This is a genomic window from Indolivaga alginatilytica, from assembly GCF_003201355.1.
Lineage (GTDB): Bacteria > Bacteroidota > Bacteroidia > Bacteroidales > Dysgonomonadaceae > Dysgonomonas_A > Dysgonomonas_A alginatilytica.
This window is the reverse complement of the sequence record NZ_QICL01000021.1, coordinates 23256-47431: the sequence shown is the minus strand read 5'-3', so window position 1 is coordinate 47431 and position 24176 is coordinate 23256. Positions and strand designations below refer to the sequence as shown.

The 24176-nt window shown below is 35.5% G+C and carries 17 protein-coding genes; 6 read left to right on the top strand and 11 right to left on the bottom strand.

What is annotated here, in order from left to right:
- Positions 1-42: 42 nt before the first annotated feature.
- Complete coding sequence (gene mnmG, locus CLV62_RS14860) at positions 43-1917, bottom strand: tRNA uridine-5-carboxymethylaminomethyl(34) synthesis enzyme MnmG (RefSeq protein WP_110311563.1); 1875 nt, start codon at positions 1915-1917, stop codon at positions 43-45.
- A 323-nt stretch (positions 1918-2240) separates the two neighbouring features.
- Here mnmG and CLV62_RS14855 point away from each other — a divergent pair, with 323 nt between their 5' ends.
- The 5 genes from CLV62_RS14855 to CLV62_RS14835 all read left to right on the top strand — a co-directional run bounded on the left by CLV62_RS14855 (position 2241) and on the right by CLV62_RS14835 (position 8284).
- Complete coding sequence (locus CLV62_RS14855; RefSeq protein ID WP_110311562.1) at positions 2241-2990, top strand: copper homeostasis protein CutC; 750 nt, start codon at positions 2241-2243, stop codon at positions 2988-2990.
- 1103 nt (positions 2991-4093) lie between these two features.
- Positions 4094-4810 carry a 4-hydroxy-tetrahydrodipicolinate reductase gene (gene dapB / locus CLV62_RS14850; protein WP_110311561.1) on the top strand — a complete coding sequence of 239 codons (717 nt, stop codon included), beginning with the start codon at positions 4094-4096 and terminating at the stop codon, positions 4808-4810.
- 80 nt (positions 4811-4890) lie between these two features.
- Positions 4891-6486: a signal peptidase I gene (gene lepB / locus CLV62_RS14845; protein ID WP_110311560.1), complete on the top strand. Its 1596-nt coding sequence runs from the start codon at positions 4891-4893 to the stop codon at positions 6484-6486.
- A gap of 134 nt (positions 6487-6620) precedes the next feature.
- Positions 6621-7583, top strand: coding sequence for a signal peptidase I (lepB, locus tag CLV62_RS14840; RefSeq protein WP_110311559.1), 963 nt, complete (start codon positions 6621-6623; stop codon positions 7581-7583).
- 65 nt (positions 7584-7648) lie between these two features.
- Complete coding sequence (locus CLV62_RS14835; RefSeq protein WP_110311558.1) at positions 7649-8284, top strand: WbqC family protein; 636 nt, start codon at positions 7649-7651, stop codon at positions 8282-8284.
- 42 nt (positions 8285-8326) lie between these two features.
- On the opposite strand, the gene CLV62_RS14830 is transcribed toward CLV62_RS14835, so the two are convergent.
- The 4 genes from CLV62_RS14830 to CLV62_RS14815 form a co-directional block, all read right to left on the bottom strand.
- On the bottom strand, positions 8327-8941 hold the full coding sequence (locus tag CLV62_RS14830) for an outer membrane beta-barrel protein (RefSeq protein ID WP_110311557.1): 615 nt from the start codon (positions 8939-8941) through the stop codon (positions 8327-8329).
- 263 nt (positions 8942-9204) lie between these two features.
- Positions 9205-10428 (bottom strand): M16 family metallopeptidase, encoded by a 1224-nt coding sequence (locus CLV62_RS14825; protein ID WP_110311556.1) that lies wholly within the window; start codon positions 10426-10428, stop codon positions 9205-9207.
- Positions 10429-11898: a glycosyltransferase family 39 protein gene (locus CLV62_RS14820; protein ID WP_110311555.1), complete on the bottom strand. Its 1470-nt coding sequence runs from the start codon at positions 11896-11898 to the stop codon at positions 10429-10431.
- Between the two features lie 294 nt (positions 11899-12192).
- On the bottom strand, positions 12193-12897 hold the full coding sequence (locus tag CLV62_RS14815) for a DNA alkylation repair protein (protein WP_110311554.1): 705 nt from the start codon (positions 12895-12897) through the stop codon (positions 12193-12195).
- A gap of 238 nt (positions 12898-13135) precedes the next feature.
- Here CLV62_RS14815 and CLV62_RS14810 point away from each other — a divergent pair, with 238 nt between their 5' ends.
- Positions 13136-13435 carry a hypothetical protein gene (locus CLV62_RS14810; protein ID WP_110311553.1) on the top strand — a complete coding sequence of 100 codons (300 nt, stop codon included), beginning with the start codon at positions 13136-13138 and terminating at the stop codon, positions 13433-13435.
- 198 nt (positions 13436-13633) lie between these two features.
- Here the strand turns inward: CLV62_RS14810 and cysS are convergent, their stop codons facing one another.
- The 6 genes from cysS to tamL all read right to left on the bottom strand — a co-directional run bounded on the left by cysS (position 13634) and on the right by tamL (position 24034).
- The gene (gene cysS / locus CLV62_RS14805; RefSeq protein WP_110311552.1) at positions 13634-15109 is read right to left on the bottom strand and encodes a cysteine--tRNA ligase; all 1476 of its coding nucleotides are present in this window, start codon (positions 15107-15109) and stop codon (positions 13634-13636) included.
- Positions 15110-15240: 131 nt separating this feature from the next.
- Complete coding sequence (locus CLV62_RS14800; RefSeq protein ID WP_170120067.1) at positions 15241-16767, bottom strand: glycosyltransferase family 39 protein; 1527 nt, start codon at positions 16765-16767, stop codon at positions 15241-15243.
- A 522-nt stretch (positions 16768-17289) separates the two neighbouring features.
- Positions 17290-18765, bottom strand: coding sequence for an IMP dehydrogenase (guaB, locus tag CLV62_RS14795; RefSeq protein ID WP_110311550.1), 1476 nt, complete (start codon positions 18763-18765; stop codon positions 17290-17292).
- A 178-nt stretch (positions 18766-18943) separates the two neighbouring features.
- Positions 18944-20221, bottom strand: coding sequence for an SPASM domain-containing protein (locus CLV62_RS14790; RefSeq protein ID WP_110311549.1), 1278 nt, complete (start codon positions 20219-20221; stop codon positions 18944-18946).
- A 360-nt stretch (positions 20222-20581) separates the two neighbouring features.
- A complete protein-coding gene (locus CLV62_RS14785; RefSeq protein WP_110311548.1) occupies positions 20582-21532 on the bottom strand; it encodes a glycosyltransferase in 951 nt (316 codons plus the stop codon).
- Positions 21533-21754: 222 nt separating this feature from the next.
- Entirely contained in the window at positions 21755-24034 is a 2280-nt protein-coding gene (tamL, locus tag CLV62_RS14780) for a translocation and assembly module lipoprotein TamL (protein WP_110311547.1), read from the bottom strand.
- Between the last annotated feature and the right edge of the window lie 142 nt (positions 24035-24176).

Genomic DNA, 24176 nt, shown 5'->3' with positions numbered 1-24176 from the left:
CACGTGAAACCGATTTTTGTTTCACGTGGAACTTTATTTTTTTTATCGTCCTAAAAGTACAAGGAGAATAGAAATGTCGTTTGGAGAAACTCCCGGAATACGACTTGCCTGTCCGATTGTCTCGGGATTTATTTTGGCGAGCTTTTGGCGAGCCTCTGTCGATAATGAAAGAATACTCTCGTAATCTATTTTGTCTTTTATAAGAATGTTTTCGAGTCTCGTTATTTTTTCTGCGATTAGCTGTTCGCGTTTAATGTAACCATCGTATTTGATTATTATTTCTGTTGCTTCCAGAATCTCCTCTTTTCTGTTGGTTAGTTTATCTATTTCAGATTTAAACGCAGGAATGGCTTCTTTGATGTTCTCAATATTTATTTGCGGACGCATCAAAAGGTCTTTTAATTTGGTTCCTTGTTTTAGTGGGCTTGTTCCCAGTTTCTCCAAAGCAGGGTTTATGTAATCCGGTTTAAGAGAATAATTCGAGGTGAATTCGATCAATCTGTTTATTTCTGATTGCTTCTCATTTAATAAGTCTACACGTTCTTGTTTAGCAAGTCCTAAATCATATCCTATTTTCGTCAGGCGTGCATCTGCATCATCTTGTCTTAATAGAATACGATATTCGGCACGGGATGTAAACATTCTATATGGCTCATCAACACCCTTTGTTACCAAGTCGTCGATTAAAACACCAATGTATGCCTGGTCGCGTCTTAATATAAATTCTTTATCGGTGTGGCATTTCAGGTGAGCATTTATACCTGCAATCAATCCTTGTCCGCCGGCTTCTTCGTATCCCGTAGTTCCATTTATTTGACCTGCGAAAAACAGATTTTTGAGTAGTTTCGTTTCCAACGTATGTTTCAACTGAGTCGGGTCGAAGAAATCGTACTCAATCGCATATCCCGGTCTGAATATATGTATATTTCTAAAAGCTGGAATTTTTTGCAGAGCTTCTATTTGATTGTGGAGTGGGAGAGACGATGAGAATCCATTCAAGTAATACTCCTGAGTGTTTTCTCCTTCGGGTTCCAAGAATAATTGATGAGATGTTTTCTCTGCAAATGTTACTATTTTGGTCTCAATACTAGGGCAATATCTGGGTCCGATACTCTTGATTTGTCCGTTGTAAAGGGGAGAGAATTCGAGACCTTCTCTCAGTTTATCATGTACATCCATATTGGTGTTCGATATCCAACAACTAAGTTGCTTTAGAGGTCTTGGCTCAAAATCAAGGTAAGAAAACTTGTGAAAATCATTTTCTCCCTCTTGTTCTTCCATGAGTGAAAAGTCTACACTTCTTCCGTCAATTCTGGCAGGAGTTCCCGTTTTCATCCTGTCTGTAGTGAATCCTGCTTCCCTCAATTGTTCGGTGATTCCGTATGATGCGGGTTCAGAAGTTCTGCCACCTGTCAGTTGAGTTGCTCCGATGTGCATCAATCCGTTCAAAAAAGTACCGTTTGTAAGGATTACCGCTTGAGCGGAAAAGGATACTCCGAGAGCAGTTTTTACTCCTTTTACTTCTTTATTTTCGATGATAAGGGATGTTACCGCATCTTGCCACATGAAAAGATTATCGGTATTTTCGATGATTTCTCTCCATTTTATGATGAATTGTGTACGGTCGCTTTGTGCACGCGGACTCCACATGGCAGGTCCTTTTGACTTATTCAGCATCCTGAATTGGATAGCCGTCATATCTGTAACTATCCCCATTTGTCCGCCTAAAGCGTCAATCTCTCTTACAATTTGCCCTTTTGCAATACCACCCACTGCCGGATTACAGCTCATTTGAGCGATTTTGTTCATATCCATCGTGATCAACAGAGTCTTCGAACCCATATTGGCTGCTGCTGTTGCGGCTTCACAGCCTGCATGTCCTGCACCTACGACTATAACGTCATATTTGAAATTCATTGTTATTTACTTTGAGGTCACAGACCTATTTGTTATTTAGATAAGTATAATTACAACTGTCTGTTCTAATTGGATATGTTGTATTAAATACTTACTGTTACTTAATTACAGCGCAAAGTTACTATTTTTATATCAGTTCATAACTTGTTTCTTTCGGTGTAAGTTTTCTTATTTCTTCTTTTTTGTCTTATTTTTACTTAAAATATAAATGTAAGGTCTCAGACCTTTTTATTGTTTTGGCAAGTATAGTGACAATGGCCTCTTACAATATGGAAGTCGATCATCAAATAATTTCATTTACTTAACTCTAATTTTTTTCAAATATGGTAACAGTAGAAGTGTGTGCTAACTCTGTTCAATCGGCAATTGAAGCCCAGAAGGGTGGGGCGGTAAGGGTTGAACTTTGCGGAAATCTTTGTGATGGGGGAACTACTCCTGCAAAGTCTCAGATAGAGCTTACCCGCAAGCACATTGAAATTGATCTGAATGTAATCATTCGTCCTCGGGGAGGTGATTTTTTATATGATAATTTCGATTTTGAGTCGATGAAAAGCGACATTACTATGTGTGGTGAACTCAATTGTGATGGTGTCGTTATCGGTATGCTGGATGAAAACGGGCATGTGGATATAGAAAAGAATGGTGTTTTAGTGCAATTGGCAAAACAATATGGAATGTCTGTTACTTTTCATCGGGCTTTCGATCGTGTTTGTGATATTTATTCGGCTCTTGAGGATGTTATTAGTCTGGGGTGTGATAGAATTCTTACTTCCGGAGGGCATCAAACAGCTTTTGATGGGCGAAATATCTTAAAAGAACTTGTCAATTTAGCGGCTGATAGGATTGTTATAATGGCTGGAGCCGGAGTAAAGGAATCGAATGTTCGGGAATTGGTTCATTCTACAGGAGTAAAAGAAGTACATGGTACATTTCAGACATTAAGAAAAGGGGGAATGAAATATAATAACCCGAATTTTCCCGATAATTATAATAATTCGGGTTATTCAGAATATTCTTTTCTTGTTTCAGATTCCGACAGAATAAAAGAAATTGTAAAGTCTGCTAATTTGTAACTGTTTTTTCTATTTCTATCTAATTTTTTTCTATCCTAAAAGGATGTTGAAACAATCAATATTTTATAGGAGTAAGTGAGGGGAGTATTCTCTTTTTCTTACTCCTTTTTTGTTTTTTTAGAGTCTTTATTTTTTTCCTTAAACTTTTAATTAATCACATTCTTGTTTTTCTGAGATTCTATTTTTTTCTAATTCAGATTTTATTTTTTGTATAGAATTATCTGTTTTGGTAAACTATATTTATATTATATCAGTTTAATCTTTTCTATTTATCTAAATAGTTACTTTTATTTTTTATTATAAAAATATATAATATATGATTATTATAATAGTACTATGTATTACTATATATATTTATAGTATTATAAATAATAATATTATGTAATTATTTTATTTTTTATATAAGTTAAATAATATGTATAAATATAGAATATTAGTGTAATAGTTATATTTTTATTTAATTATTAATTTAGGATTAATTTTATTTTTGAAAACTTTATTGATTGCTAAGTATAAACTATTGGTATATAATTTCTACTATTATTCTTTTATTATTTACCTATATAAGTATGAGCTTAATATTATAGGCTCGTATTTTATACTGTAATTCTCTCCGAAATTCTTCTTTGAAATTGTGTTTTATATTCTGAAAAAAAACATCCTTTTTTATAAGAAATTCAATAAGCTTACTAATCAAGATATATTCTATTTTTTCTAATGTTTCTTTTCTCCGATGGAAAGATAATATTTGTTCTAAATAATAATATTCTGATGCGATTAAAAGGACTGTATTAGAACTTACTCTTTGAGTACTAGTGTGTTATTTTTATTTGAGTATTCTGTGATCTTTTTATACTTTGTCAGACTAATTGAAAAAAGGCATAATTGAAATTTTTATTAAATACTTGAATAAATAGTCTGTTTATCAGAATATCCAGTAGATTATAGTAATTAGTTTTTCTTACATTTGTAGTATATATGAATATATTATAAGCCGATGAAGCTTTTTATTCTCTGAAAATAGATAGGGTCGTTTGGCTTGTAAAAATGATATAATATAGAATTTAATAGTTTATAATACTTTAATATAGAATTAATTAGGTATGAAAATAGCACTGATTGGTTATGGAAGAATGGGTAAAGAAATCGAACGAATAGCCCAAGATCGTGGACACTCTATAGTTTCGATTGTTGATGAGAATAATCTTGCGGAATTTGATTCACCAGCATTTAAGAGTGCAGATGTTGCAATTGAGTTTACGACTCCGGCAAGTGCTATGAATAATTACAGAAAATGTTTTGCTGCCGGTGTTCCTGTTGTGGCAGGTACTACAGGATGGCTTGAGCACTTACCTGAAGTAAAAGAGGCTTGTGAGAAAAATAGTCAAACATTCTTTTATGCTTCTAATTATAGTTTGGGAGTAAATATCTTTTTTGCAGTGAATAAGTACCTTGCGAAAATTATGAATCAGTTTCCCGATTATACGGTGAGAATGGAGGAAACTCATCATATCCATAAATTGGATGCTCCGAGTGGAACTGCTATTACTCTTGCCGAAGGTATTATCGAAAATGTCGATAGAAAGAGCGATTGGCACTTGGAAGCAGAAATGAAACCGTCGGATGTGGCGATACATTGTATCAGAGAAGGTGAGGTTCCCGGTATTCACGAAGTATTTTATGAGTCGGAAGCCGATGTAATCAGTATAAAACACGATTCTAAGAACCGAAAAAGTTTGGCTTTAGGTGCAGTTTTAGCCGCAGAATTTACTAACGGCAAGAAAGGTTTTTTAGGAATGCAGGATATGCTTAATTTTTAAGGTCACAGACCTTTTTATTATTTTGGCAGAATATTAACTAGTGAGCTTGATTACATAATAAATATTTTATATTGCTTAATATGGGAACAACAAGTAACCAGAATAACTCTTCAGCAAAGAAAAGTTTCAAAGAGAGGCTTTCGGGTGCTACGCGGAAGCAATGGGTCAAATTTTTATTAATAACGCTATTTTGTATTGCCTTTACCATCTGGACTGGTTATTACCTTGTTTTGTTATTAATTCCCCTTTTCTTCGATAGTTATATTTTAAAATTTATTCCGTGGGCTTTTTGGAAAACCAGCGATAACGGACCTTTTCGTAAATTTATGGAATGGGTAGATGCTATTGGTTTTGCTTTAATTGCGGTATATATTATTAATACATTCTTCTTTCAGAATTATCAGATTCCATCGTCTTCTTTAGAGAAGTCTCTTTTAGTGGGTGATTTTCTGTTTGTAAGTAAAATGAGCTATGGAACCCGTTCACCAATGACCCCTTTGTCTTTTCCTTTGGCTCAACATACCTTACCTGTTTTAGATTGTAAATCTTATTTAGATAAGCCACAATTGAAATACCAGCGTTTTGCCGGTTTTGGAACGATAGAAAGAGGCAATATTGTTGTTTTCAATTTTCCTGCAGGTGATACTGTGGCGTTAAATATGCAACAAGCTGATTATTATAGTTTGTGTAAATTAGATGCCAGGGGACGCGAAGGACTTTGGTCTGATAAAGCCAGATATGGAGAAATAGTTTATCGCCCTGTAGACAGGAGAGAAAATTATGTGAAAAGGTGCATGGGACTTCCCGGCGAAACTTTAGAAATAAAGGACGATGAAGTTTATATCAATGGCGTAAAGGTCGCAGATCCTGAAGATATGCAATTGAGATATTTCGTTCAAACGGATGGCACTGCAATTTCTGAGCAGGTATTCGATGAATTAGGAATCAGCCAGGATGACTATGCTGTTATGAACGAAAGAGGTCAATTGTCCGCTAACTATTTTGATCCGTTAAATGAATTGAGGAGAGCTAATCCTCTTTTAAATAAAAGCCTTCCGGAGGAAATGAAATATACTTCCGATAGCTTACAACTGACTCAGTTGGGTTTTGTGGCGAAGGGTAAAACATTCGGTCTGGTTTATACATTACCTCTTACTAAACAAATGGTGGAAACTTTGAAATCGAAGCCTTTTGTTATTAATATTTTCAAAGAAAAAGAACGTATTGAAAGAAGAGAAACTGCCGATGGAAAGATTATAGATTATCCGTTTTATTATCCGATTAACTATCCTACACGATGGACTCGTGATGCATACGGACCTCTCTGGATTCCCAAAAAAGGAGAAACGATCACTTTCGATAAAGATGTAGATTATAAGGTGGCTGCTTATGAGCGTGTAATTAAAAACTATGAAAATAATCAATTTGATTATAAAGATGGAAAAGTTTACATCAATGGTCAGCAAGCAGATTCTTATACCTTTAAGTTTGATTATTACTTTATGATGGGCGATAATCGTCATAATTCTGCGGATTCCCGTTCATGGGGCTTTGTTCCGGAAGATCATATTGTAGGGCAACCTTTGTTTGTTTGGTTATCTTTAGACAAGGATAAAGGCTGGTTCAATGGAAAAATCCGTTGGAACAGAATCTTTACAAGTGCAAAAAAGAAATAAGGCCGCAAATCTTTTTGTTGGTTTGCTGTAGGGGCGAACCTATGTGTTCACACACCACAGGGCAGATACATATGTCCGCCCCCGCCCCTACAAAAATATATATCATTAAAAATTTTCATTTACTTATTTAGCTTATGTTCCAGAAGAAAGCACAGATATTAAATTGGTGGGGCAAGGTATTCCTTATCGCTCTATTGATCGTTTTTATTGTCAGAGCTTTCTTTATTCAGTCTTATACAGTCTCTTCTTCTCAGATGGAGACTGCTTTGCTCAGAGGCGACAGGGTTTTGGTTAATAAGGTTTCTTATGGTATAAGGATGCCAATGACTTTGTTGTCTATACCTTTTACTTTTGATAAATTTCTTGGATTTAAGTCATATTCCGGTTTAGTACAATTAGGATATCATCGCTTATTCAGTAAAATGGTTGATCGAAATGATGTCGTTTTGTTCAATAATCCGCTGGAATCAGACAAACCTTTGGATAAGCGAAGTTTGTATCTCAGTAGATGCGTGGCAGTGGCGGGTGATACAATCATCGTAAAAGGATCTGATTTTTATGTAAATGGAATAAAATCGGTTTCTTCACCCGATTTATTACAATCATTCCGATTCGAAAGAAGTTCAAAAGATACAATTCTGGCAGTTGTAAATTCATTGAAGATATCACCACGTGATATTTCTATGGATTCGCTTTCGGTATATTCTACTCTTAGCAGATATGAAGTGTTTCTTATCAATCAGAAATTGCCGGATAGCCTCCAATTAAAATTGAGCATTCAAGAGCTATTGTCTTATGATTTAATTATTCCCGAGGCAGGCATGACTATTGCCCTTACCGAATTTAATAGACCTTTGTACAACCAGATAATCAATGATGAAGTGGGAGAAGCGGTGAAGATTGAAGATCTGAAATCTTATACTTTCCTATATAATTATTATTGGTTTTTGTCGGATAATGCCGATGATGCTATTGACTCCCGATCATTGGGTTTTATCTCCGAAAAAAATATTATTGGTAAAGCTTCTGTTATCTGGTATAGTTCGAGCGATGAAGACGGCTCCAGATGGAACCGTTTATTCTCGTGGGTAAAGTAGAATTATGTTATTTATTACTTGTCTACTTGTTAACTGATTGCTGTTAACTGTTAACTGAATTACAAATGAGTATATATTTATCTACTGCGTATCTTGCTCCGATCGAATATTATTCGAAACTTCTGAATGAGGATGTTTTTATCGAGCAACATGAGAATTATGTTAAGCAAACTTACAGGAACAGGTGTACGATTCTTTCGGCAAATGGTCCGATGACTCTTTCCATTCCAATAGAGAGCTCTGGCGGCAAAAAATGCCCGATAAGGGATATTTGTATTGCCGAGCATGGAAATTGGCGTCATTTGCATTGGAATGCCCTTATTTCAGCTTATAATTCGACTCCATTCTTCGAATACTATCAAGATGACTTCCGCCCCTTCTATGAGAAGAGCTATAAATACCTTTTTGATTTCAACAAAGAGTTGAGAGATCTTATATGTAGATTAATTGATATAGACACTTCCGGTCTAAGATATACGGATGAATTTAAATTAGAGTTGGGAAGTGAAGATTTCAGATCTAAAATTTCTCCAAAGACAGATTGGAGGATGGCTGACTCTGATTTTGAATCAATCCCTTATTATCAGATTTTCGATCAGCGATTCGGATTCACCGAAAATCTAAGCATTGTGGATCTCCTTTTCAATATGGGTAATGAAAGTTTGATAGTATTGAGCAAAAGCATAAAAAAAACCTCTTGAAAATTTCCAAGAGGTTTTTTTGTATTTGATAATATGATCAAATTAGAATTTGTAGTTAACACCAAATTCAATATTTCTCATGTCAAAGTCAAAACCGAAGCTGTTAGTTTCGCGTGTTGTCTTATCGTATATACCTGTTGATGGGGCTATTGTTAAATAATCATATTTTAGGTTTTGGTATCCTAAGAAACCGAATTTACCAAGTAATGTAATTTTATTAGATACGCTTAGTGCAACCCCTGGTCTTAAACCTACTTCCAGTTGAGATCCTTTAAGTCCTCCGGTAGTTCCTTTCGACCAACCGTAAGATACGCCTCCGTCAAAGAAAAGACCTCCTAAATCACCCTTTAGAAATGTATAACGTAAGAAAGGATTTACAATATATGTATTTGTTGAGCTTTCTTGTGCTGCAAACATATTTCCATCGAAATTGGTGCTTCCGTGATCATGAGCACCACCAAGAGCGATACCAATACCTACGTTGCTGTTTAAAATATATCCGAATTCCGGCATAACTTTGAAGCTAAGTTGGCTGTCGCCACCTTTTTCTTTGCTAGACCAAATACCTGCTGTTCCTCCAACCCACATGTTGCTTTGAGCACTTACTGCAGTGAATACACCTAGTGCTACTGCAATTGTTAAGAATAACTTTTTCATAAACCTAAATTTTAAAATTATTAATACCTTAGTTAACCAAAAACGGCACAAATTTATCCTTAATTTTGATATTTAGAATCAAAAAAAGGAATATTTATGTTAAATAATATGAAATAATGTAAGGTTAAGCATAAATATTTAGTTAAATAGGTGTTGTCTTTTTACTTAAATTGCTTGTTTGATAATGGGTTGTCTTTCATTATGACATTTTAAGTTAATTGAAACCATTAACCCTCATTTGGAGGATCTATCGCTTCAATTAATCACTGATAAGTTAATGAACTGAGCTTATCTCTGTCAAAAATTTCATTTGCTACCTCTAAAAGATCCGAAGCGGATATCTGTTCGATCTTTTTAATAGTCTCCTCCATATTGTTGAAGTGGTTGTAATGCATAAAGCTTTTACCCAGACCGAGTGCCAGATTTTCGTGGCTATCACCCGAAATCGCAATTTGTCCGATCATTTGCTTTTTGGCAGCGGCCAATTGAGATGCAGTCAATTTGTTATCTCGTAGATTTTTAAGTTCGGCATGTATCAGTTTCATACATTTTTCGGCATTGCGTTTATCACAGCCGAAATAGATGGAGAAAATCCCGGTGTCGGAATAACCGGTTACATTAGAATCTACATTGTACACATATCCCCTTTTTTCTCGTAGAGATATATTTAACCTGCTATTCATACCGGGTCCTCCGAGAATGTTATTGAGGAGATGCAATGCTTTTCGCTTAGGATGGTGTAGGTTGTAGCATTTACCTCCGATCAATGCATGTGTTTGCGAAGTTTCTTTTGCCGTTATCTGCTCTGTTTTATCTACAGATTCCGGTGGTATCCTGGAGTGTTTGGGGGCTGATAAATTTATTTCTGACAAATATCTTTCAGCCAGTTTTATGATCTTCTTCATATCTGTATTTCCCAGTGAAAAGAATACCATATTTTCCGGAAGATAATGTTCCTGAACAAAGTGACTTGCCTTGGCTGTATCAAATTTAGTCAGCAACTCAGGTTCTCCGAGTATATTGTGACCCAATTGGGAATTGCGGAAAATGATATTTTCGAATTCATCGAATATCAATTCCGAAGGGCTATCTTCATACGAATTTATTTCATCGAGTATTACATCTATTTCCTTTTCTATTTCTCTTTCAGGAAATACGGAGTGAAAAGTCAAATCGGTAAGCAGTTCAAATGCTCGCGTAAAATGCTCTTCGAGAAATATCGAATAAATCACTGTTTCTTCTTTATTCGTATAGGCATTGATTTCTCCGCCTACACTCTCCATACGATTTATAATATGATGCGAACGGCGTTTCTCCGTACCCTTAAATAGCATATGCTCAACAAAATGAGCCATACCATATTCGGTTGGTTGTTCATCCCGTGTTCCGGCATTGACTATAAATCCGCAATACGAAACTTTTCCTGCTAAAGGTTTGTGTACAATACGTAAACCGTTTTGTAGTGTATGTGATTGATATTCTTTCATTTAATTCTTTGGTGTAGCCTCTATCAGGCTAATAATAATTTCTTTTTGTTCTAATTTCTTTTTTATAGTAAAATCATCGGATAATAGTGTCGAATCACCGACAGATTGAACAAGTATGAATTGACCTATACTTGGAAGCTGTTCCTTTTTCTTAATCTCGAATGGTAAATAATTTGTATTATCATCCGGAGAAAGCAACAGATATTCTTTTTTAGGTGCAATCATCGATAATTTAGCCAAACTCGGGTACGATTGTAAAGGAGCTATTACCTTCAAAGGCATATCTTTTGATTGAATAAATGATTTTATTTCGGCGAATTCCTTGTTTTGAGATATATAGTATTCTCTTTCTGAGAAAAAGCGGGCAACACTTAGAACAGCAAGCATTATGATAATAGCTATTATAATCGGTTTTGCTTTTGTCTTATATAATTGGACACCATAAATGGATATCCCCAAAATCAGAGAGCCAAGCATACAACTTGCATAACGCGGAACGCTGATTGGTTTTATTATAAATGTTACTGCAAAGGTAATGATTATTGTGGAGACGAAAATAAAAATGAAATAAGATGCCGATTTTAGCCTTTTATTCGATTTATCTCCGAGGTGCAAGCGTATGGTAAGAATGATTGCACTGAATATTAACCCTAAAGTGATTAATAATGCGGTTGACATTGTCCATATCGAAAAGATGGTATAAGGATGTGATGGTTCTTTCGGTGAAAAGAAATAATAAGAAAACAACAGTATATCTTTCGGGGTGGGAATTTCAACCCAAAAATTTTGGTGGACACTGTACAGTTGTGAAGCAAGTACGGGTATCCAGGGGATATAAGCCAGTAATAAGATAATAGCAAAAAGAAGAGGTCTGACGATAGTCCTTCTTCTTCCTAACAGATAGATAATCAATATAAGAAATATGGAAAAAATAGCGATCAATGCATAGTAATGGGTATAGGCTGCACAGATTGCGAAGAATGTCATTTTAGAATAGCATATAAGCGTTTTTTTCTGAAATGTTTCGTAACCATATACCGAGCATGCCAATACAAAGAACATAGCCCATGAATACATTCTTATCTCTACTCCCAAATACTGATTAACAGGCATCAATACCATAAGGAGTATAAATGTAAATGCCACCTTTTCTCCGAATAAACGCTTTATGGGAAATATTCCGAGAATACAGCAAGCCATTATTCCGAGATTAGAGAATATTCGCATGGTGAATAACGAATCTCCAAATATTCCGGTAAATATTTTCAGCATGAAATAATAAAGCGGAGGATGCACATCGATAGCCGTAATCTTCCAAATATCAGAAAACGAATACTGCACTATTGCTATCGTATATGCTTCATCGTACCAGAATGTCCGGTTGATAAAGTTATTATATAATAGGCAGAGAAATCCGATAAGAATAAATCCTAAGGTTGCCAGTCTATTTATATTTTTTGTAAGTTTCATATAAGTAATTCTAACTATTTAATGCGATGATTTATCAGCATAATTATCTCCGGTTATTATGTCCGGCCAAAGTAACGTTTAAAGCAGTGAGAGCAGAGTCAAGTTTACTTGAACTATGCCGAATCACGATAAACGGCTAATCCAATTGGATAAAAAGGCCTGCGACCTTACAACGTTTATTGAGATGCTATTTAAACTATATTTAACAGGTTATTGTTTTGCGAAAAGGTATAATTTATCACTGTAATAATTTATATTAAGTACAACTTAAGGACAGAAGGTACTGAACCCTGCTTAATCCTTTTTCATATAATATGCTTTTTCTTCGGGCGTAAGTTTTTCGATTGAATACCTTAGCATGGTTCGGGGCATTTTTCGGTAATGTTTATCAAGAAAATCAAGCAGTACCTTTTTATCCCTTTTTCCGGCTTCACGCAGCATCCATCCTGTTGCTTTGTGCATGAGGTCGTGCTTATGGGGTAAAAGTTCTTCTGACAGGCGAAGAATGTCGTTAAAATCGTTCTTTTTGATAAACGCATGAGTCGCTATTACGGCAATACGTTGATCCCATAATAAATCGCTTTTTGCGAGTTTATATAGAATACTTCGGTCTTTCTTATCCAATAAATATTCTCCGAGAATATCTTTGGCACTCAGATCAACTAAATCCCAATTATTGATACGATGTGAATGAGTGAGGTAAAAATCAACTAAAAGCTTTTTATCTTCTTCTTTCGACTTTTTGTATTGTTCAATCAGTATGAACAAAGCGCACATTCTGCATTCGTGATATTCGTTATTCAATAATTTGGTAACTTCATCGAATGAAAGCGTTTTATTGGCTTTGGCTATTTTTCGAATATCGGGCACTACTACTCCGATAAATTTATCCCCTTCTCCGTATTGTCCTTTTCCTGTTTTAAAGAAATAGGGTAAGAAGTCTCTTTTCTCAGGAGAGAATACCTGTTCGAGTTGTTTCTGTATATCTTTTGCAGTCATACATTTATTAATCTATTAGTTATGCGAATCCGTAGTTGAATTATATAAAAGGCTCTTTTAAGTTATTTATCCTACGCGCAATCACAGATTGCTTGTGTTCCTTTTGCCCAAAGCCGCAAAAGGAACCAAAAAGTCTGTGCCGACCACTTACGGGTGTGATCCGTTAGCAACTTGCCGTTAAGAATAAAATAAGCCGTCCTATCGGACTCTTTACATTTTATTCTTATCGACTGCTTCGTTGAACGGATGCCTCACCCCCGAAGTAAACGTCGGCTTTGCTTACGCCCGTCAGGCTCTCCGACCTTGGCGGTTGCACGGGGTACCCGATGTGGGAAGAAAGCGTAAAAAACAAAAAGAAATCAATCAAGAAAGTAATTTTTTGTTTTCGCTTTCAAACACTTATCGGGTCGGGCAAGGAGACACAGTCTTGATCTTTTGTTTCATTTTGCATCAAGGCAAAATGAAAGACAAACCCGATAGGGTGCGTCAGAAAGAAAGAGCGTTTATTACCACCTATTCAACTACTGATTGGCATTAAGTATATAATGATACGAAGACCCTATTCTCATTTTTCGGAAGCAAATATACAGATAAGTAGATTGCTTGTTATAGATTTTCATTGTAATTGATGATGAAATATTTTTCTACACATTTTGTGTTTCGATCCTCAAAATAGGGTAATAAAAATGTCCTTAGCTACCGGCTAAGGACATTCGTATAAATTGATATAGTTTGTTTATGACTTTAATTTCCATTCAGCACCGTCTTTGCCGTCTTTTATATCGAATCCGATTTTATTCAGTTCATTACGAATTTTATCAGAAGTTGCCCAATCTTTATTTGTTTTGGCTTCATCACGTATTTGAAGAAGTAAATCTACAGCCTTACCAAATGCTTCTTGTCCGTTTTGGTTTGAGTTTGCTTCGTTCTTGATTCCTAAGATCTGGAATAAGAAGGTATCAAACAAATCTTTTATCTCATTAATATCAGCTCGAGTAAGGCTTATTGTTCCTCCTATGGCCGAATTTATAGTTGTGGCGATATCAAACAGATAAGAGATTACGATTGCCGAATTCAGATCGTCATTCAATGCATCATAACATTTTTGACGTATTAGGTTTATATCTGCCGACGAAGTCTCCGATACGGGTATTCTCTCAATTCTGGCATAGGCGTCAAGTAACCTGCTTAAACCTTTTTCTGATGCCAATAAGGCTTCGTTACTAAAATCTACAGTACTGCGATAGTGTGCCTGTAGAATAAAGAAACGTATAGTCATCGGAGAGAAAGGTTGAGAAAGTAATGTGTGTGTACCTGCGAAAAAGTCGTCAAGTGTAATAAAATTGCCTAACGATTTTCCCATTTTCTGACCACCAATGGTTATCATATTATTATGCATCCAGTATTTTACTACCTGCTTCTTTTCGGCAGCTGTATTCTGTGCTATTTCGCATTCATGATGTGGAAACATAAGATCAAGCCCACCTCCATGAATGTCGAATTCTGTTCCTAAATATTTCATACTCATAGATGAACATTCTATATGCCATCCGGGGAATCCATCACTCCAGGGAGAAGCCCATCGCATAATATGTTCCGGTGATGCCTTTTTCCACAGGGCAAAATCCACTTTGCTGCGTTTCTCATTCTGCCCGTCCAATTCACGGGTGGTGTTGAGCATCTCTTCTATATTTCTGTGAGATAATATTCCGTAGTTATGATCTTTGTTGTATTTCACCACATCAAAATAGACAGATCCGTTGCTTTCATAAGCATATCCGTTTTTCAGTATTTCCTGAATTGTTTCGATCTGTTCTATAATATGACCCGAAGCATGAGGCTCTATGGATGGAGACAATACATTGAGATCGTCCATTGCCTTGTGGTATTTGTTGGTGTAATATTGTACTACTTCCATAGGTTCAAGTTCTTCTAATCGTGCCTTTTTTGCGACTTTATCTTCACCCTCGTCCGCATCATTTTCAAGATGTCCTACATCTGTAATGTTGCGTACATATCTTACCTTATAACCTATGTGAGTCAGGTAACGGAACAACAGATCGAAAGTTATGGCAGGACGGGTATGCCCTAAGTGAGCGTCACCATATACTGTAGGCCCGCAAACATACATCCCTACATGGGGAGCATGAAGTGGTTCAAAAACTTCTTTTTCTCTCTTAAGTGTGTTGTAAATCACTAATTTTTGTTCCATATACCGGATATTAAATAATGTTGAATATCTGTTACCAAATTAAGAAATAAGGTTTCAAACTTATTTCTTAATTAGAAGACCTTTTTACCCCGCAAAAATACAAATAAGTAACGGGAAATAAATAATGATATTTATTGTTTTTCTTTTTCTCTATGTATCGTTTTCATCAGGTAAATTTCTTTTCCTTCAAATTTTTGGGGATGTGTTATTTGTATTAATGAATCTTCAATAAGATAATCGGCTTTTACCCCATTCATAAAATGATTATTGATTTTCGTTTGTTCCATATTTTCGTCGAACGATTGGGTATAATGGAAGTCAAAATCTTTAGGTAAGGTATTTACTTCTATTAATTTAAATGGCTTGTAGCTGACTGGCGTTTTCTTTTCACTGTAAACCAAATATAAATTATTCGGGCTTGGATACATTATAGATAACATACCCAACCATCCGCAAGCACTGAACGTGGAGATAAAGACAGTCTTTTCGGTGTTTTTTCCTTTAAAATACTTCTCTATTTCGTAGTACTCTTTGTTGGTTTCCTCCATATGTTGTTTTTCCGAAAAGAAGCGCGCTACAGAAAGTACAGAGAGCATAAATATGCTCGTTAACAGGAGTGTTCTGATTCTTTTTTCTCCTGATTCATACAATTCAACCAGTAATATAGATATTCCCAAAACCAAGCAACCTAATAAGCAGGTCATATATCGGGGAATTATAATAGGTTTCATCACATAAGATATAAAAATGGCAGAAATAACAGGAATGAAGAATACGGCCATAAATGTCAAAGCTGTAATTGTTTTCGTTCTATTCAGCTTTTTATATTCTTTTATGGTGACTCCGGCTATAGCAATTATAAGCAATAACATAAATGATAATGCTACCGCCATTACCGGAAGTGTAAATATAGTATAAGGGTGTGTAGGTTCTTTAGGAGAGAACAGATAATAGGTGAAAAGTAAAAGGTCCTTTAGCGTAAGTCCTGTAATCCAGTAACTGTGATTAACGGCTGTTACTTGATTGATTAACTCGGGAATCCAAATGCTGTAACCAATTATAAATAAAATAATAGCGCCTATGGTGTAACCTGTTTGTCTCTTGTTGATAATTAAAAAGAATAATAATATTCCAAATATGGTTGCCGTACCCATTAGCGAATAATAATGAGTATAGGAAGCACAAAGAGCCATGAGTAGTAAAACTAAATTATTTAGCAGGGTCGAATTTCTAAATACCTTATAAGCTGCTATGGCATTTGCCAATGTGAAAAACATGGTCCATGAATACATCCGTATTTCGTCTGCCAGATATTGTGTTACAGGTAGTAATGTGATTATTACTATAAAGACAAGGGCTACACTTGCTCCGAAATATCGGCGAATGGAAATCATTCCTAACATAAAAACGCCTAGCACTCCTAATGTCGAAAATATTCTAAGAGTCAATAAAGAATTTCCAAATAGAAGGGTAAAGCTTTTCAACATATAATAATAGAGTGGGGGATGAACATCGGCAGCGGTAATATTCCATATCTCCGAATATGAATGTTGTATCATAGCCATTGAATAAGCCTCGTCAAAAACAAACGAATCGTTGTAAGCACTAATGAAAAGGAATAAAGAGAAGGCCATTAAGGCAATCATGATACTTGTCATTCTTTTTGTAGATGAACAAAAAGCTGATAACCGGTTTTGAAAATTCATAATTGATGTAGTCTGTTTGTTATAGGATATGTTAGTTCTACTATATATGTTCTGATTATAAATCCTTCGGATGCAAAACTAATTTAAAAAATACAAAGAAACTATTGTTAAATATATTATTTAGAAAGTATTTATAACTTATATAATATGAATAAAGACATTTATAGTTTCTATTTTTGATAAATTCGAATGAAAACTTAAATTCTAGATAGAATAGACCTCGCCCCGGTCTTCGTCTGCGAGGGCGTTTTCTCCTCCCATTTGGGCAGTCGGAGGGATGCTGCAAAATAAACAAGAGGTTTCAAATTTAATTTGAAACCTCTTGTTTATTTTAAATAATAGAAAAAATTTAATGTATTGTATTATTTATAAATCAGTCAATAGTTATCAGTTACCTTACATCTGTTCGTACCTGTCTACCCGTAACTCATTAACTATGCTTACCCAATCGATAAAAAGGTCTTAGACCTTAAATTATTCTCCTCGGCTGTAGTTTGGAGCCTCACTTGTGATGGCCACATCATGAGGGTGGCTCTCCGCAACCCCTGCGTTAGTGATACGGGTAAACTTGGCTTTGTGAAGTGTTTTTATGTCTTTCGCTCCACAATATCCCATACCTGCACGTAATCCTCCCAGCATTTGGTAAACAACTTCAAATAAAGAACCTTTGAATGGTACGCGTGCAGCAATACCTTCGGGAACCAATTTTTTTATGTCTGCTTCCATATCCTGGAAATATCGGTCTTTCGAACCTTTTTCCATAGCTTCCAATGAACCCATTCCACGATATGATTTAAATTTACGTCCGTTGAAAATAATTGTTTCGCCCGGTGATTCTTCAACTCCGGCTAATAGCGATCCCATCATTACAGAATATCCACCTGCTGCAAGAGCCTTGACGATATCTCCCGAATAACGAAGTCCGCCGTCTGCAATCAGAGGAACACCTGTTCCTTCAAGCGCTTTTGCTACATCATATATAGCTGAAAGCTGAGGTACACCTACTCCGGCTACTACACGTGTTGTACAGATCGATCCCGGACCGATCCCTACTTTTACACCATCAGCTCCGGCTTCTACTAAATATTTAGCAGCTTCGCCTGTAGCAATATTTCCGACTACTACATCTACATCGGGGTATGTCTTTTTTACCAGTCTCAATACTTCGGTTACACCTTTTGAGTGTCCGTGTGCAGTATCAATAACAATAGCATCCACCCCGGCTTCTACTAAGGCTGTTACACGTTCTAAGGTATCGTGAGTAACACCGACGCCTGCGGCAACTCTAAGGCGACCAAATTCGTCTTTACAAGCAAAAGGTTTATCTTTCGCTTTAGTGATATCTTTATATGTAATAAGTCCTATTAATGTATTATGGGCATCTACCACAGGAAGTTTTTCAATTTTGTGGTGTTGGAGGATGTCAGCAGCAGCTTCAAGGTCAGTCGATTGTTTTGTTGTGATTAAATTTTCGCTAGTCATCACATCTGCAATCAGCTTACTCATATCTCTCTGGAAACGAAGGTCACGATTGGTTACAATACCTACCAGTTTATTGGCTGTATCAACAACCGGAATACCTCCGATTTTGTACTCTGCCATTAGTGCCAAAGCAGCGCCTACGGTTTTGTCTTTTTCGATACTTACCGGATTAGAGATCATACCGTTCTCAGCTCTTTTTACATATTTCACCTGTTGAGCCTGCTCCTGTATAGTCATATTCTTATGAATAACGCCTATACCACCTTCACGCGCTATTGCAATAGCTAGCTTGGCTTCAGTAACAGTATCCATTGCCGCCGAGACGAAAGGGATATTCAATGTTATGTTTTTTGAAAACTTTGTCGAGAGGTCGACATTTCGGGGAAGAACATCGGAGTAGGCAGGTATCAACAGTACATCGTCGAAAGTAAGCCCATCCATAACTATTTTATCTGCAATAAATGACATAAGACTATACCTTAAATTTTTATTGCATGCAAATGTACTTATTTTAAATCGTTCCGAACCAATTTTTTTTATTAATAATTTAGTGAGAATAGATTTTTTTTATTTAAAACGTTTCAGATCATAAAATCATAAAATATGGATATATATAGAAAATAATGTCTGTTTTTTAATAAAAAGATTAGACATTATTATTTTGTTTTAATTTTTCCTCATAAAGATTTAATATAAAAGCTTCGGGGTCGATATCAACGTAGTTTAATATGCAAGCACTTTCTAATGCGTCTTTATGTGTCTCCATTATTTTCTGGGAACAAGGGCCAAGGCACATGGGGAGATATTTACAAGCTAAACACATGGGGTTTTCGAATGGGGGTTTAGATAATTTTTGCTTTAATTTTTCGTTGTTATATTTTATTTCTCCATGTTCATTTACTTCTCCGAAAACATACATATCAGAATAATCACGATTTATACAGGAATAAACTTTTCCATCGAAGTTAATACTGGCATGATACATCCTGTCGGAATTGCATTTATAATGTGGCTTAACGGAGAATATATCTTTTGGTCTGCATTGGGTTCTCAATTTTTTCTGCTGCCTTTTTTTACTTTCTATATTTTGGATTACTTGTGCTGATTTACCATAGTTTATTACTAAGCGATTCGTATATTTTTGTTGAATTCCATCTATAAGGGCTTTGGTATTATCGGATATAGCGCCTTTTATGTCTAAGTTTATAGTAGGGTCGTCTAAAGTTTCATATAAAGTAGGAATCTTATTTTTAATTTCTTTTTGAAGAGCTATATCATCATGGGTAGTATTTGTATTATTATATGAAATCTGGATATTATTTAATTCAATCTCAATTAATTTAGGAATAATACTAATATTGATATCTGATAAACTAGTATTAATATGATTCTTAAATTTTATACTATTTTTATTACAAATAGATTGGGCAAATTGGGAGATCGGATAGATCACTTTTTCTAAGTGTTCTAACGGATCGGAACCAGCCCATATGATTAATAAACTGGTTATTCTTTTTTTATTGACCATATACAGAATATGGTTTATGACTTTATTAACCGTCTCATCAGACATATGCCCGACCGGGTTGTTATGGCAATTGCATTTTTTTTGATCGGTGTTATCTTCTTTGAGTGCAGCATTGATAACCAAACTATAATCTTTAGAGTCGATAGTTGCCATTCTATGACGGAAGCGTATTGTATCGATTTCGTCAGTACTGTCATCGAATAAGAATCCCCATTTTACAAACTGATTAAATATGGAAGGATAATTTATTTCAAAGTCGATGGCATCTTCGAACAATTCTTGAAGCTTTTGATGTTCTGATTTAGTGACGATAAAATTAGAACAGGTTATACCATTAAAATACAGAATACTGTCGTTTTTGGGTATATAGAAATTGTAAAAGCTTTCTTTAAACATATCGCCTTATATTTTAGAGGCAAAATTGGCTACTTGGGGGTTCGGTTTTTTATTTATGCAATCCCCAAATAGCCAGTTTCCTAATTTATTAAATTAATTTTCATGGCCACGGCAGCTTGATTTTGGACAAGCGCATCTGTCACACCAATCGGGATCTGTCGTAGAAGTAAGTACTGAAAAGCTTGATGATAAACAGTAATTACCGCCTGCTTGAGAAGAGACTCCTCCTAGAATTTCGCTCTGTTCCATGCTGGAAAGAGTTTTTTTACTAAATAAGCTGAGAGCTTCCTCAGACTCCATTACGAATCTTTTCCGTTTGTTTTCCATAATTGATACTTTTTTATTAATACATCGGGTTTATTAATTCCTGTTTTGCAGAAATTTATTTTGTGCTAATACATCTTTTATATCTTTTTTGAAAATCTGCTTGTAGTATTCTTTTTGTTCTTTGAGTAGAGCCCTGTTTTCACTTAAAAGTTTAACGGCTTCTTTATAAAATTGTGTATTTAATTTGTCAACAGATTTAAAGACTTGATATTTTTCTTCTTTAGAAAGGAAAAGTTCGGCAATGTAAAGTCTGTTATATAAAAAGTCAGTATCTAATGTTGCATAGGGCATATCAGTCCTATATAGATGTCCTACCGTAATACTTTTTATAAGCTGACATTTACCGCCTTCAAGCCATACTTTAAGACTGATAAGCTCTTCGTCTGCACCATATGATCTCAAACCTTCCAGACCTCTTAGATATTGCCAGTATTTTTTGTTTGTTGTGTAAGATGCTCCCAATACACAGGCTATATCTACGATAGGCTCATTCGGATCAGGATCTGTTTTATCCCATTTTGTAACTAAAGCCTGATTGTCGTCAAAATATATATATGCTCCGTATGTTTTTGTTTGGTTTTTAAGGCTAATAACTTCACCGTTTTCTCCAATTTCCATATTAACGGTTTGGCAACAAAACAATGTTGTCGGATTATTTTCGAGAATACCCAATAATATTGACACCCAGTCGTTTTGAAAAAAACGCATGTGAGCATCTAAAAGTAAAAAATATTTTGTAGAGCATAATTCAATGCCTTCATCGCGGGAGGCAGCCACACCTTTTCGCTCTGCATGTGATATATAATGCGTGCCGAATTCTTCGGATACACTTTTGTAATTGTATCCATCGGTAGAGGCATCGTTAATCAGAATGATATTTACTTCTATATCTGAAGTTTCTCTAATATTTTTGACTGTGTGATATACTTCGGACCCTTCGTTCAGAAAGGTAATAATAACAGTGAGTTCCGGATGTTTTTTCATAATCAATTGATGGTAAAATCAATTAAATAACTAAGGTCTATCTTGTAAAGTTTCTAACTTATTATCGGATATTATACTCTGATTTAAGATATTTGATGTGTATATTTTGTAAGTCTGATGTTATAAACATCTAAACTAGATATTATTTCGTTTTTATACAAAACGACCAGCATGTTTTAAAACATGAAAGAATGAGATTACTGCCTGAATGGAATAATTTCATTAGAACGGATATCCAATTGCAAAGTGCCATGCCGTTCTGTTGAGAGCCGGTTTGAAAATAACCCAACGATTATTTAGCGGTCGTCCGGGGTCGTAGGCTCTGATACCGTAGTCGAAGCGGAGAAGTAAGAATCCTAAATCGAAACGAATACCTCCACCATAAGATAAGGCTATCTCTTGATAGAATTTATTGAATCTGAATTGCCCGTTAGGTTGAGATTCTTTATAATTTTTTATTGTCCAGATATTACCTGCATCAATAAATCCTGCAAGTTCAATATATTCGGAGACTTTGCTTCGGTACTCAATATTCATATCGAGTTTGATATCACCAACTTGATTTACGAAATCGTTTACTCCGGAACTGTCTGCAACATAAGAACCCGGACCAAGATCACGGGTAGCCCATCCTCTGACACTATTGGCTCCCCCTGCAAAATACCTTGTCTCGAAAGGTAATACGACTGAATTCCCGAAGGGATTGGCAACGCCAATTCCTATATGATATGCGATCTTATTTTTGGTGTTTAATGTATGTGTTTGAGCAAAACTCAAATCTCCTTTTATATATTCGGCAAAACGGATACCTAATATTTGTTTGGCTCCCAGGCTATCTCTTGGTGCATCATAGAATGCTGTCACTAAGCGAGGCAAAAGACCGGCGATATCTATCCCTGCTCTTATGCTGAATATATTTCTAGGCATTCTTCTACCTGTTCTGCTGTTGGCATTAGTATATGTAATATTGTAAGTTGTACGCGAAATCAATTGATCCTTGTAACTTTCTTTTAAAATAGGATTACTCGTCGCTAACCGATCTTTAAAGCCGTCAGATATCCAAGGCATGCGGATATAATTTATGTCCCAAAGATTGAGGCTATGGGCAAATTTATTTTGATGTGATGTCCATCGATAAGTAAGGGTTGCATTAAAAAACTGTCGGGTATATTCCTGACGATGTTGATTATTAATACCCAGGGCTACCTGTGTACTGGCAGAAGGTTGCTCTCTCCATCTTGGTTTTAGCCAAGGAAATAAGAATTGGGGAAAAGCAAGAGAAGCATCGGCTCCGATCTCAAAGAAGTTTTGGTTTGCCATTTCGGGATTGCTCGAATTCGAAATAAATTCATAAGCACCTCTTAGCTTCAACCTTAAAATCTCCGCTCCATTAAATAGATTTTGATGTTGGTAAGTGATACTCGGAGCAATACCCAAGTCCCCTGCTGAGTTCGTTCCTTGTAGTTCCGTTTGAAAGAAGTGTGTATTTCCGGGAGCAATCGTAATAAGTGCGTCTATATATTGTACGCTGTCATTTGGGTGGCTTACTTCGGTAAACTGAATGTTTGTTTGTTTGACAACACCAATACCATTAAATGCCCCCGTAGTACGCGTAAATGCCATATCTGAATAGTACTTTCCGGGACGTATGGAGTTATTCCGATATAAGGCCGATTTTCTTAAGAATCTATTTTTACCGTAGATTATGTTTATTCCTTTATAATTGACAGTGTCAACCTCCGAGAATAACTTGTCGTTTCCTTTTGCCATAGGGTCAAATCCGCTTAATATACTAACATTCCGTATTTTAAACTTTTTAAATGAAGTGCTGTCTCTAGGTGGATAAAGCGATAGGAAAAGGTCTACTTGATGCGAGTTTAAGGTAGTATCGGCTTTATAATAAAGCAATTCCTTTGAGAATTTATAATATCCTATATTTCTTAAATAAGTAGTAAGGTTGACTCTGGAATCTTCCAAGTCAATCTGGTTAAACGTTACACCGGGTTGTATGCTAGTGTATTTTTTTGCTGGAGCAAGACTTTTAGCAATAGTAGGATTGGCAAGGGTGTAATCGTAGCTACGTATTTTATATACTCCGTTGTTATGTATATCGTAAGTAACCGTAACCTTTTTCTTTCTTATTTTGAGAAGAGTGTCTACCTCTGCCCTCAGGTATCCCATATTGCTCAATTCTCTGGCTACTTGATTTGCCGATGTCCTGGTCTGTTGCGGATTATATAGGATAGGGGCTTGTCCCAGTTTCTGAATGGCACGATTAAGCCATTTACTGGTATCCTGACCTGCTACATTGTAAATTGCCAGCCTTATTTTATTGTTGGGCTGCTGACGAATGAAGCTTTCAAAATAAGAACCATCGATATCTTTTGAATCTGCATCTATATTATATCCATTTAACAGGTAGCTCCCATCGGGAACATGTTTTGTAGAATTACATGACCATATAGAAAAGAGGATCAGTAGACAATATATTGTTTTTTTCATTCGTACTCAAATTGCGGTTCCACACCAGTTTTTTATTTTATAAGCACATCTTATATAAAATTTGCCAGAGTTCTATATTTGGAGAATATTTTAGAAAATTTAAATGAAAATATGTGTTATTCTCTGTTACTATTTACAAAAG

Bases quoted from the DNA above. Each gene is read 5' to 3' on its own strand.
- mnmG (WP_110311563.1), bottom strand. From the start codon at position 1,917: ATGAATTTCAAATATGACGTTATAGTCGTAGGTGCAGGACATGCAGGC.
- CLV62_RS14855 (WP_110311562.1), top strand. From the start codon at position 2,241: ATGGTAACAGTAGAAGTGTGTGCTAACTCTGTTCAATCGGCAATTGAA.
- dapB (WP_110311561.1), top strand. From the start codon at position 4,094: ATGAAAATAGCACTGATTGGTTATGGAAGAATGGGTAAAGAAATCGAA.
- lepB (WP_110311560.1), top strand. From the start codon at position 4,891: ATGGGAACAACAAGTAACCAGAATAACTCTTCAGCAAAGAAAAGTTTC.
- lepB (WP_110311559.1), top strand. From the start codon at position 6,621: ATGTTCCAGAAGAAAGCACAGATATTAAATTGGTGGGGCAAGGTATTC.
- CLV62_RS14835 (WP_110311558.1), top strand. From the start codon at position 7,649: ATGAGTATATATTTATCTACTGCGTATCTTGCTCCGATCGAATATTAT.
- CLV62_RS14830 (WP_110311557.1), bottom strand. From the start codon at position 8,941: ATGAAAAAGTTATTCTTAACAATTGCAGTAGCACTAGGTGTATTCACT.
- CLV62_RS14825 (WP_110311556.1), bottom strand. From the start codon at position 10,428: ATGAAAGAATATCAATCACATACACTACAAAACGGTTTACGTATTGTA.
- CLV62_RS14820 (WP_110311555.1), bottom strand. From the start codon at position 11,898: ATGAAACTTACAAAAAATATAAATAGACTGGCAACCTTAGGATTTATT.
- CLV62_RS14815 (WP_110311554.1), bottom strand. From the start codon at position 12,897: ATGACTGCAAAAGATATACAGAAACAACTCGAACAGGTATTCTCTCCT.
- cysS (WP_110311552.1), bottom strand. From the start codon at position 15,109: ATGGAACAAAAATTAGTGATTTACAACACACTTAAGAGAGAAAAAGAA.
- CLV62_RS14800 (WP_170120067.1), bottom strand. From the start codon at position 16,767: ATGACAAGTATCATGATTGCCTTAATGGCCTTCTCTTTATTCCTTTTC.
- guaB (WP_110311550.1), bottom strand. From the start codon at position 18,765: ATGTCATTTATTGCAGATAAAATAGTTATGGATGGGCTTACTTTCGAC.
- CLV62_RS14790 (WP_110311549.1), bottom strand. From the start codon at position 20,221: ATGTTTAAAGAAAGCTTTTACAATTTCTATATACCCAAAAACGACAGT.
- CLV62_RS14785 (WP_110311548.1), bottom strand. From the start codon at position 21,532: ATGAAAAAACATCCGGAACTCACTGTTATTATTACCTTTCTGAACGAA.
- tamL (WP_110311547.1), bottom strand. From the start codon at position 24,034: ATGAAAAAAACAATATATTGTCTACTGATCCTCTTTTCTATATGGTCA.